Below are 10386 nucleotides of genomic sequence, written 5' to 3' on the forward strand. Positions count from 1 at the left end.
CGTCGCATCCGTCCCCGCGCAGGTCAGCGCGGGGACGGAGTTCCATGCCAATACGGATCACTCCGTACCTGCAAGGGTCTCCGTACCTGTGCTGACCAGCAACGGGACGGATGCGACGGACGTGACGAAGCCCCACCACACACGACCACCGGAGCACCGCCATGCCCGAACCGAGCACCGACAACGCTCCCACCCGCCGCCGCAAGGGGTTCTTCGGCCTGACCCGCCGATCAGCAGCAAGCTGGAGCGAACGAGCCTCTAACGAGGCTTCGTCCGCGCTTGCCCCCGCCCCAGGGGTGGCGGAGGAGAAGGCCGGGCGCCAGGGGGCGCCCGAGCCGGAGAAGGCAGGAGCCGAGAACATCCGCCCGCCGGCAGTCGACTCCGCCGCCCCGTGCACTCAGCCGTCGACCGACGTCCCGCCGACCGTCGAGCAACCCTCTTGGCGAGATCTCGACGCCCCAGCCCTGCCCTCACTGATGAACCGCAAGCGCACCGTGGAGAGGCGAGACCAGGAGAAGACCATCCGCTTCACACGAACCGCGGTCGGTGTGATCAGCGCCGCCGCTCACCAGCGCGGTCAGAAGTTCGCCGGATTCGTCGGTGACGCCGCCCTCGCCGTCGCCCAGGGCAAGCCAGGGCTGGTCGGCAGCCCGGAGGACGATCCCCTCCGCCCAGTGATCGCGGCTGTCGAGGCACACACCGTCGCGCTCGACCGCATCGGCCGCAACCTCAACCAGATCACCGCGGCCATCCACCGAGGAACCGTGCCCGAGCGCGCCGAGGCGGTGCTGGACCGCGTCGAGCAAGCCGCCGAGAACAGCTACCGACTGATCGACCAGCTCCTGACGGAGGGCACCGCGCATGGTTCCTGACGTCTCCACCGGCTCCGACACCCGCGGACTGATCGCCTACCTCTTCGGCCCCGGCCGACGCGACGAACACACCGACCCTCACATCGTCGCCGCCTGGAACATGGCCGGCGCCCCCGACCCCGGCCGCGTCCCCGAGGCCACCTACACCCAGCTCGCCAAGCGCCTCGACGCCCACGTCGACCTGCGCACCCGCGAGCTGGGCGGCAAGAAACCATCCCAGCACGTCTGGCACTGCCCGGTCCGTACCGCGCCCGGCGACCGCTACCTCACCGAAACCGAGTGGGCCGAGGTCGCCCGCCGCATCCTCCACGCCACCGGCATAGCCCCCGAAGGCGACGAGAAGGCATGCCGGTGGATCGCGGTACGCCACGCCGACGACCACATCCACCTCATGGCCACCACCGTCCGCGCCGACGGACGCCGCCCACGCACCCACCACGACGGCCAGCGCGCCCAAGCCGAATGCCGCAAGATCGAGGCCGAGTTCGGCCTGCGCCGTCTGAAGTCCGGCGACCTCACCGCGCCGCGCACCCCCACGGGCGCCGAACGCGCCAAGGCCGAGCGTCAGGGCCAGACGGTCACGGCACGGCACTGGCTGCGCGAGCAGGCGTACGCGGTCGCCGCCGCCGTACGAACCGAGGCCGACTACTTCACCGTGCTGCAGTCCCTCGGCATCAAGGTCAAGACCCGCCTCGGCCCCGAAACCGGCGACATCATCGGCTACAGCCTCGCCGCCCCCGGCGACACCAACGCAGCCGGCGAACCCGTCTGGTACGGCGGCTCCAAACTCGCCCCCGACCTCTCCATCAACCGCCTACGCGAACGCCTCCCCAACCAGCAGGCTGCCGACTGCCCCCGGTACGTGGCTGACCCCGCCGCCCCGTGGCGGCACACCACCACCGCCATACACGCGGCGCACACCATCCTCGACTCCGGCGACGATGCCGCCGCCCAGGGCCACCTGGCCGCCTTCGGCGACGCTCTGTACAACATCGCCAGCGCCACACCCGGCCCACACCGGACAGAACTACGAGCGGCGGCAATGGCGTTCAACCGCGCCCGCCGCTCCGCCACCCGCGCCGACCACCAGGCCGCCACCGCCCTACGCAAGGCCGCCAAGGCACTCGCCTACGCCTCCAACCAGCCGGGCGGACTCGCCATCGCCCTGCTCTTCGCCACCGTGCACCTGGCCCGCGCCGCCGCCAAATGGCACGAACAACGCGGCCACGAACAACAAGCCGCAGCAGCCGAGGAAGCCTTCCGCCACCTCCAGTCGGCATACCAGCAGGCCGCCACACCCGCCCTCGCGGACTTGGCCCGCCGCGCACCACGAGCCACAACCGCCCACCGCTACGAGCAAGACGTGCGCGCGGCCCTCCCCGACCACGCCAACCGAATCCTCACCGACCCCAACTGGACGGCCCTAACCACCACCCTCGCCCACGCTGAAACCGCCGGCCACAACCCCCGACGCCTCCTAGCAAAAGTGGGCACCGAGCGGGAACTGGACAGTGCGGAGCGCCCCGCCGAGGTCCTCAACTGGCGCATCACAGCTCAGCCGAACCGACGGACACAAGCGGCTTACAGCCGAAGCACCATCAACGGAACATCGCCCATGTCTGCCACCCCACGCCCCTCGGCCCCACCGGTGGCCGCGAGGCGAGAGGTAATCAGTCGGCACTGATGACGCCTCTGCTTGGGGCCGCCGCACTCCGTCCATGCCCCCAGTCACGGCCCCTTCGCCAGCCGTTGGATCGTCCTCCAGCGCGGGGCGTCGTCATCAGGGACGTCTGGAGACGCGAAGTGGAAAGGCACGCGAAGGTGGCCGGCCAGCGCCCGGCCGGCCTTGGCTGCGGCAACACCAGGAGGAGGGCCGTCAGATCGGTGGTACACGGTCGCCAGGTGGCCTTCCCCATCTGGGGCGTCCAGGACCGCGACCAGGAGCACGAACCAGTCGTGCACCGTATCGCCGTCCCAGAGCGCCTCCACTGCCGCCACGCGGCCTGGGAGAGCCGCGGCGCGGGCTGCGAGCGAGGGGAGGTCCAGCGGATCGGGCGGGGTGGACTGTACGCGGTCACCCAGAGCCTCATATCGCGCGTGGACCACCCGCTCGGCTTCGTGCAGGCCCACCCCCAACGGGCGCAGCGCCTCCCAGACGGACCTGACCGCCGAAAGCCGGCGGTCGCGCAGCACATCAGCATCGACCTCTCGACAGGTCCGTTCCTCCAAGTAGGCCCACCAGCCGCTCATTGGGCCACCAGTCGGGATCTTCTGAGGGTGCGCGTCATGGGCTCGAACGTACGTCAGGGCTCGGTGCCCGCCCCGGCCGCCCCCTTGGTGGTGCTGTCGAGTCTCGGGCTGCTCTGGCACAACGTCTGTGGAGCTACGCCCACCGGGCCTGCGTTTCCCTCTTGGCAAGCCCCTGTGTCTGGGACGGTCTTCTTTAGCCCCAGGGGACCGGCTTCGTCTGGCCCCACCGCGGAATGCAAGCGGCGGTTGATCGGAGCCCACTCCGCCCGGTCCGGTAGACGAGAGGCCGAGCCTGCTCGTCGGTGACTGACCAGCAATCAGAAGCGGCGCCAAATTGCCGGAATCTGGCATGACGCCCCTTCCCCCCTCCCGGCGTACCGTGCACCTGCCGCACCCCTGGACCGGAGGAACGGATGTATTTGGCACCTCTACTGCTGGGTCCCGGGATGATTCTGGCGGGACTTGCGCTGGCGACGGACTACCGCGGCATCGCGAAACGGACGGTGGACACCTACCTCAACCCTGCCCACGCCGATCCCGGCCTCCTGCGAACGTTCAACCGACTGGGATTCGAGCATCCAGGGATGGACTTTCTCCGCTATGCGCCCCTTCAGCGGAAGCTCTTGCGGATCTGGGGCGGGCTCCTCTGCGCTCTGGGGGGCGCGGCCCTGGCCACAGGCATCGCGCTCATGATTCGCGCTTAGTCGCCGCTGCGCGGGCTACGGCCCGAGATGACGTCCCAGGGCGCGCTCCGCAGGTCGTTAACTGCTCCACGGCATGTGCGCCAGAGCCCGCTACTGGACATCGAGCCGAGAAGGAGGCCACTGCCGGAGGTCGGCTGAGATGCTTCCGCTGACCACCTGGCCGTCGCTCGTTGGTGGCCCGGGACAGGTGTGTCTCCGGGCCACCAAGTACTTCCTTCAAGACCTGGCGGCCACTGCCTGGGCTCCGAGTCGCGTCAGTTCCTGGCTGACGGCCAAGGCCGCCGTCCTGGCGTCGCTGCTGGTGCGGCGAACATCGACCGAAGAACCACCGTCCACCGTGAAGGATCTGGCGCGGACCGTGTAGGTGGCGGCGTCCTGTCCCCCGTCCGTTCGGCAGTACCCCGCCAGCGGGGCATTGCAGAAGCCGCCCAGCCGGCGGAGTACCAGGCGCTCGGCTTCCGCTTCCGTGGCGGTAACGGGGTCGTGGAGGAAGTTGATGGCCTCGCTCGTGGCCTTGTCGTCCTCGCGTGTCTGGAAGGCGATGATCGCAGCGCCGAGCGGAGGACAGATCACCTCCGGGCTGATCCGTTCGGTGATCAGGTGGGGCAGGCCGAGGCGTTCCATGGAGCATGTGGCGACGACCAGCGCGTCGATCCGGCTGTCGGGCTCGTGCAGCGCTCGAAGGCGTTCGTCCACCGGCCCTCGTAGCGGCACGACGTTGATGTCTGGGCGATGGATGCGCAGTGCGGCGGTCCGGCGTAGGGACGCAGTGGCTACCTTCGCCCCGGCGGGGAGGGTGGCCAGCGTGACATCGGGATCGCGGGCGACCAGGCAGTCCCGGATGTCGTCGCGCCGCAGGTAAGCGGACATTGTCAGGCCGGGAGTGTCGATGGTCGGCGCGTCCTTGAGGCAGTGGACAGCGACATCGATCTCGCCCGCCAGCAGGGCGGATTCGATCTCTTCGGAGAAGACCCCGTCCGCCTCCAGCGCGGCCCGATTCACCGACCGATCCCCACCCGCCTCGGTGAAGGGGCGCAGGATGGTGGGGCCAGCGGCGGAGAAAGCGGATAAGACCGGGGCCGTCTGCATGAGGGACATCTTCGAGGCGCGAGCGCCCACACGAAGGGTCACAAGTTTCTCCTTTAGTGACAAACTGTCGGAATCTGCATGGTTCTGGTGCAAGTACGATTGCGAGTCAACGGGACTGCTATCGCAAGGAGTTGACCTGAATGGGCGACGTGGTGCGCATCGGCTCCAGGGCTAGCAAGCTAGCGAGGAGGCAGGTCAGCGAATGGCTGGCGCCTCTGGTCGGGCAGTTCCCGGAAGTCGCCTTCAAGCGCGAGGTCATCCTCGAAGGCGGCGACCAGGACCGCGTCACGCCCACGCTCGCGGAGGTGGCCAAGACGGCCGGCGGGTCCGCTTTTTCCACCAACCAAGAGGCAGCCTTGGTCACGGGCAAGGTCGACGTGATCGTGCACTCCTTGAAGGACCTCCCTACGGCCGTTACCGAAGGAACGACCCTGCTGACCACGCCTGGCCCGCGTGAAGACGTACGCGATGTGCTCTGCGGGGCGACCCTGGCCGGTCTCCCCGAAGGGGCGACCGTGGGCACAGGGGCGCCCCGCCGCGTGGCCCAGCTCCTCGCGCTCCGCCCCGACCTCAACGTCGTACCGATCCGGGGAAACGTGCCAGGGCGGCTTGCCCGCACCACCAAGGGCGCGCTCGACGCGGTGGTTCTCGCCGCTGCCGGACTGAATCGACTCGGGCTGACGCCCGAGATCCACGAGGTTCTGGACCCGCGTCATTTCCTCCCGTCACCCGGGCAAGGCGCACTCGGAATCCAGGTCCGTACAGACTCGCTGGCCGCACGACTGCTCACTGGGACCGGGGACAGCGACGTCGATGCCTGCGTACGGGCGGAGCGCGCCTTGCTTGCCGACCTGCATGGCGGATGCTCCGTCCCCGTCGGCGCATGGGGGCGGGTGGAACGGGACGGACTGCTGCACCTGTCGGCCGCCGTTACGTCCGCCGATGGGACTCGGCAGGTAACCGCGGAAGCCACTGGGCCGGCGGACGAGCCGGAGAAGCTTGGCTTCACCGTTGCGGCAGACCTGCTGAACCAGGGCGCCGCCGACATCCTCTCGGCGATCAGAAGCAGCCTTTGAGCCTGCGCGCGATCTCCATCGCACCGTACGTAATGATCCGATCGGCGCCAGCCCGTTTGAGGACGGTGTACGCCTCAACCAGACCGCTCACGTCGATTTCCCCGTCCGGCTGGCGGTCCGTGAGGCGCAGGTACTCTCCCGACACGGAGAACGGAACCACAGGCACGGGAACCTTGTCCTTGAGGCGGACGAGGGTGTCGACGGTGTGCAGCGCAGGTTCCGTAAGGATCATGTCCGCGCCCTCACGAACCATCTCAAGGGCGAAGCGCACGGCCATCTCTGGCCACTGCGGATTGATCTGGAAGGCCCGCGTCCCGGACTGAGGGGTGGCCCCCATCGTTGCCCGGTAGCCCTGGTAGAGCCCGGACTCGAAGATGAGGTGCGGCATGATCGCCACATCACGGTGCCCGGAACCGTCCAGAGCTTCGCGGACGGCCTGGACGGAGCCCGAGATCATCGCTGCAGGTCCAACGATGTCGGCGCCGGCCTCGGCTTGCATCACTGCCTGGGCCGCCAGGACCTCGGTGGTCCTCACGAGGTCCATGCCGCCGTCACGCTCGTTGGCGAGCCAGCACTCCCCCGAGTCGGTGTGGGAGCACACGCAGGTCTCGGTCATGACCGCGAGCCCAGGTGCGGACTTCTTCACGGCTGCGATCGTACGGGCCATGAGCCCCGTGGGAGAGGTGGCCTGCGAGGCGTGGCCATCCCGGAGACGCGAGCCCGCGAACACCTTGACGGATCGCATGCCCAGGTCCTGGATCATCTGCGCGTCTTCGACGGCCTCTCCCACCGTGTGCGTGGGCATTGAGGTGACTGCCCTGTCGTCGCCCTCGCGCATCAGGAAGACCATCGTGAGGTCCTGGGGGGTGAGTGCCGGCCCACCGAGATAGTTCCGGACCGATAAGCGTGGGGTGCGCAATGCTCCTCCTATGGCCTGCGGGGTGTGCGGTGAAATGGGAGGGCCAGTGGTCAGGGCCCCCACCAGGTCGTGCGGTTCGAATGACATCGGTGCTCTTCTGGCTTGGGCGAACCCGCCCGGCCGCGACCGTCACGCAGCAGCCGGGCGGGAGATTGACGGTCAGGCCGCGTCGGCACGGGCCTCCTGATACGCCTCGTTCATGAGGCTGTTGAAGGCCGCGTCGTGCTTGTCGCGCGCCGTGATGCGGCGATGGTCGCGAGCCTGTTCCCAGAACTGGCGGCCCACAGGGCGCCTCATGAACTCAGCCGCCACCTGACGCATGCTGTTGGGCGGCATGAAGCGCAGGCGGAGCATCGTGCTCCAGAGGCTGACCCACCTGTTGGTGTGAATGAGCCGCGCACGAGTCGGGTCGTCCAGATCTTCCAGGTAGGGGTAGTTCGTGATCTGTTTGAACTCCAGGTTCGCGGCTGTGTCTCGGATCAGCTCGCCATGCATCTGCGCCAGCCCGAAATGCCGCACGTCGCGGTGGTGCCTGGCCGTGAGCGCCAGGTGCGCAGCACCGACAGCCGTACCCAGAGCCAGGGCGAGGGGAATGGTGGACTTCATTCGTTCTTCCTTCGCGATTGGAGAGGGTGTCGGGGCCTCGTCCCGATCCGTCTGCCGCGTGAAGGAGGGGCGGACAGAGCGGGCCAAGGGCCGACTACCGCCTCCGGGGAGCGCTGTGCTCTCACCGGGACGGAGCCTTAACTTCGTCGGGCAGGACGCATCACGTCGAAGGTGCTGGGGAGCATCCAGACGCCCGGCAGGCCGTTGATCACGGCAGCCCTTCCGCCGCGCCCGGTGCGGCGGAGATCCCGAATCGTTCGCCACGACCCCTCGCAGCGGACGAGGTCGCCGGCACGAACCTGCGCAGGGGTCACGGTGACAGTCGTAAGCACATGACTGCCGCTCATCGGCTTGCCCAGATTCCGCCGACGAGCAGAACCGTGAGGCCCGCCAGAACGCTGAGGTAGATCCACTCGGGCGCCTGTCGGCTCACAGGGGCACCTCAGCGACGAGGGCATGGACACGCGTGGCCAGCTCGATGTCCGCCTGAGCCAGCGGCACCCACGTCTGAGGGGCGCCCGGAGCGAAGTGGCAGAGGCCGGCATGCGTGCGAAACAGGTATCGGGCCGCGACCCGCATACGCTCACCATCTTGAGCATCGGCGCGAGCCGCGTGGAGTTGAACCGGGTCTTCGCAACCCGGCTGAGTCCACAACTCATGAACTCCAAGGGCTCGCGCCAGCATCGAAGCCGCTTCAGCGAGGGTGTCCCACCCATCCTCGAACCGAGCCTCGGGAATCCTTACGGTGCCGCGCCCGACCCCGAGCACCAGCACTTCCTGACGCTCGTTGAGCACGATCGGGCTTGCCGTAACAATCGGACAGGTTCCACGGTGGTGGCAGGTCCCCGCCTTCGCGTGCTGGGAGAGCGTCTGCCACAACGGGGCGAGCGTCAGGCTCTCCCCGGGGCGGCGGTGCATGTAGTCGCTCACCGCACGAGCCACGGCGGCCGTCCCGATCACTGGTGCCCTCCCGCCGAACGGTTCAGCCACTGCTGAGCACGCCGCATCTCCAGGACGGTAGGAACCCGGTAGACGCCCTTGGGCTCACCCCTGTCAGTAGCTGCCGGCACTTCCCTCGGGGTGTCGTCCCCCGGGGCTCGGTCCTCGCCAAGCTTCCGGTTGGTGTACTGGGCAACGTGCCGCCGCAGAACGCGGCCCAGCGCCCGCATGCGCGTCCACGTACGCCAGGCCACGTCATCCCCGGCGGGCACTTCCTCCAGGAGCGGGAGGATCTCCTGGCGCTGCGCGTCGGCCTCCTCCTGATCCTCGGGAAGACCGGCCTCGAAGAAGCAGCGGATCTGCGTCACCAGAAGTGCAACCTGGACTTGCATGGCGGGGAGTGTGGTGGTTCCGAGCTGGAGACGCAGCGTTTCGTCGGCAAGGGTGATCGCGGCTGCGGGGCTCAGAGCTGGCGCCTGTTGGGACTCGTTCGGGGGGTGCGACATAGCTGCTCCTGGCTTCTCCTGTGTCCGGTGATCCGTTGCCTTCCTTCGGCCCTCCCAAGATGCCGCCAGTAGCCCTACGATCACTAGGAGTTGAGTACCGGGCGGCGATCGGGATATCCGGCATATGACAAAGACGAGGGATGTAGACCCCAGCCAGGGGCTGGAGCAGTACATCGGGCGGATGGTTCAGGACGCTCGCCTGAGGCGACAGCAGGAGGCCAAGGAAAAGGGCGACTTCCAGGACGCGCCTTGGAGCCAGGCGTTCGTCGCCAAGCGCACGTACACGTCGCAGAGCCGGATCTCCGAGGTCGAGACGGGGGAGGTCCCGCCCGACACCGACCTGGCGCAGAAGCTCGAAGAAACCCTGGGCCTCGACCCCGATGCCCTCGTCAACCTGGTTCGCATCCTGAACCAGGAGAACGTCAACGACTACGCCAGGCCCTACATCCGTCGCCTCCCCGAGGCAACGATGCTCTACGACTTCGGCCTGATAGTCCCTGGCCTTCTCCAGACACCCGGGTACGCCCGAGCCCTGGTACTGGCCGGACAAGCCGGCGATCCCCGGCGCATCCAGCACATCGTGGACCAGCGCATGGAACGCGCTCGCCGCATCCTGAGCGGAGAGCATCAGCCGTGGCTGACGGCGATCATCTACGAGGCCGTACTGCACTGCGACATGGGGGAACCCGAGGTCGCCCGCGAGCAGCTTGAGCACCTGCTGAAGGCGCAGGAGCAGCCGAACATCAGCGTCCGGGTTCTGCCGTTCACGGCCGCCATCGTCAGCGGATCGTTCACCCTCCTCACCCTCAGCAGCGGCCGGCGGGCCACGTACACAGAAGGCTTCGGAACGGGTAGCTACTCTGAGGAAACAGCGACGGTCATGCAGTACCAGCGGGTCTATGATCGCCTTGCCGAGGAGGCGTTGAGCGCCCGTGACTCCACCGGCCGAATCCACGAAGTACTGAAGAGGTTCAAGTGAGCGAGCAGCCGACCTACCGCAAGTCCTCCTACAGCGGCTCCAGCAACGACGCGTGCGTGGAGGTCGCGGACAACCTGCCTCAGGTCATGGTCCGCGACTCCAAGCACAAGGACGAGGTCGGTCCGGAGCTGAACGCCTCCCGGCCGGCCTGGACGGCCTTCATCAGCTCGATGAAGTGACGCCTAGAGCGCCCCGACGGCCCCCCTCTGCGCGAGGGGGGCTTTTTGCTGCCTTTGATGGGCGTACCCGGGGCCCCACATGAAGGATGCCGGTGTCACTCTCCCGACTCTGAGGACCCAATCCTCCACGCGTGAGGGCAAGTCGCGCATTGAGATCGGCTACCAGATCGTCTGCGAAGGCGCCCTACGTACAGTCTCGGCCACATCAACGGCCAGACCGAGGCTCTTCTCCACATCACCCAGGCCCGCGCTTACGCCGCCTGCGGT

11 protein-coding genes are annotated in these 10386 nt (G+C 68.0%); 5 read left to right on the top strand and 6 right to left on the bottom strand.

Going from position 1 to position 10386, the window contains the following annotated elements; genetic code table 11:
* The first annotated feature begins 296 nt into the window (after positions 1-296).
* Both OG867_RS08845 and OG867_RS08850 read left to right on the top strand, forming a co-directional pair.
* Positions 297-872: a hypothetical protein gene (locus OG867_RS08845; RefSeq protein WP_406290844.1), complete on the top strand. Its 576-nt coding sequence runs from the start codon at positions 297-299 to the stop codon at positions 870-872.
* On the top strand, positions 862-2556 hold the full coding sequence (locus tag OG867_RS08850; protein WP_406284111.1) for a relaxase/mobilization nuclease domain-containing protein: 1695 nt from the start codon (positions 862-864) through the stop codon (positions 2554-2556). Before OG867_RS08845 ends, OG867_RS08850 begins: the two co-directional genes overlap by 11 nt.
* 44 nt (positions 2557-2600) lie before the next feature.
* On the opposite strand, the gene OG867_RS08855 is transcribed toward OG867_RS08850, so the two are convergent.
* Positions 2601-3122, bottom strand: a complete 522-nt coding sequence (locus tag OG867_RS08855) for a hypothetical protein (protein WP_406284113.1) — start codon at positions 3120-3122, stop codon at positions 2601-2603.
* Between the two features lie 920 nt (positions 3123-4042).
* Positions 4043-4957: a hydroxymethylbilane synthase gene (gene hemC / locus OG867_RS08860; RefSeq protein WP_406284115.1), complete on the bottom strand. Its 915-nt coding sequence runs from the start codon at positions 4955-4957 to the stop codon at positions 4043-4045.
* A gap of 98 nt (positions 4958-5055) precedes the next feature.
* On the opposite strand from hemC (OG867_RS08860), the gene hemC (OG867_RS08865) reads away from it, so the two are divergent.
* Positions 5056-5991 carry a hydroxymethylbilane synthase gene (gene hemC, locus OG867_RS08865; protein WP_406284117.1) on the top strand — a complete coding sequence of 312 codons (936 nt, stop codon included), beginning with the start codon at positions 5056-5058 and terminating at the stop codon, positions 5989-5991.
* Here hemC (OG867_RS08865) and OG867_RS08870 read toward each other — a convergent pair.
* The 4 genes from OG867_RS08870 to OG867_RS08885 form a co-directional block, all read right to left on the bottom strand.
* Complete coding sequence (locus OG867_RS08870) at positions 5975-6997, bottom strand: hypothetical protein (protein ID WP_406284119.1); 1023 nt, start codon at positions 6995-6997, stop codon at positions 5975-5977. The two genes, hemC (OG867_RS08865) and OG867_RS08870, sit on opposite strands and share 17 nt — an antisense overlap.
* 72 nt (positions 6998-7069) lie before the next feature.
* Positions 7070-7516 carry a DUF6082 family protein gene (locus tag OG867_RS08875; protein WP_406284121.1) on the bottom strand — a complete coding sequence of 149 codons (447 nt, stop codon included), beginning with the start codon at positions 7514-7516 and terminating at the stop codon, positions 7070-7072.
* Positions 7517-7945: 429 nt separating this feature from the next.
* On the bottom strand, positions 7946-8446 hold the full coding sequence (locus OG867_RS08880; protein ID WP_406284123.1) for a hypothetical protein: 501 nt from the start codon (positions 8444-8446) through the stop codon (positions 7946-7948).
* Between the two features lie 26 nt (positions 8447-8472).
* Positions 8473-8847: a hypothetical protein gene (locus OG867_RS08885; RefSeq protein ID WP_406284125.1), complete on the bottom strand. Its 375-nt coding sequence runs from the start codon at positions 8845-8847 to the stop codon at positions 8473-8475.
* A gap of 238 nt (positions 8848-9085) precedes the next feature.
* Between OG867_RS08885 and OG867_RS08890 the strand changes: the two genes are divergently transcribed.
* Positions 9086-9940: a helix-turn-helix domain-containing protein gene (locus OG867_RS08890; protein WP_406284127.1), complete on the top strand. Its 855-nt coding sequence runs from the start codon at positions 9086-9088 to the stop codon at positions 9938-9940.
* Positions 9937-10119 carry a DUF397 domain-containing protein gene (locus tag OG867_RS08895; protein ID WP_093706308.1) on the top strand — a complete coding sequence of 61 codons (183 nt, stop codon included), beginning with the start codon at positions 9937-9939 and terminating at the stop codon, positions 10117-10119. Before OG867_RS08890 ends, OG867_RS08895 begins: the two co-directional genes overlap by 4 nt.
* Positions 10120-10386 lie beyond the last annotated feature (267 nt).

The organism is Streptomyces sp. NBC_00209 (genome assembly GCF_045206345.1).
Lineage (GTDB): Bacteria > Actinomycetota > Actinomycetes > Streptomycetales > Streptomycetaceae > Streptomyces.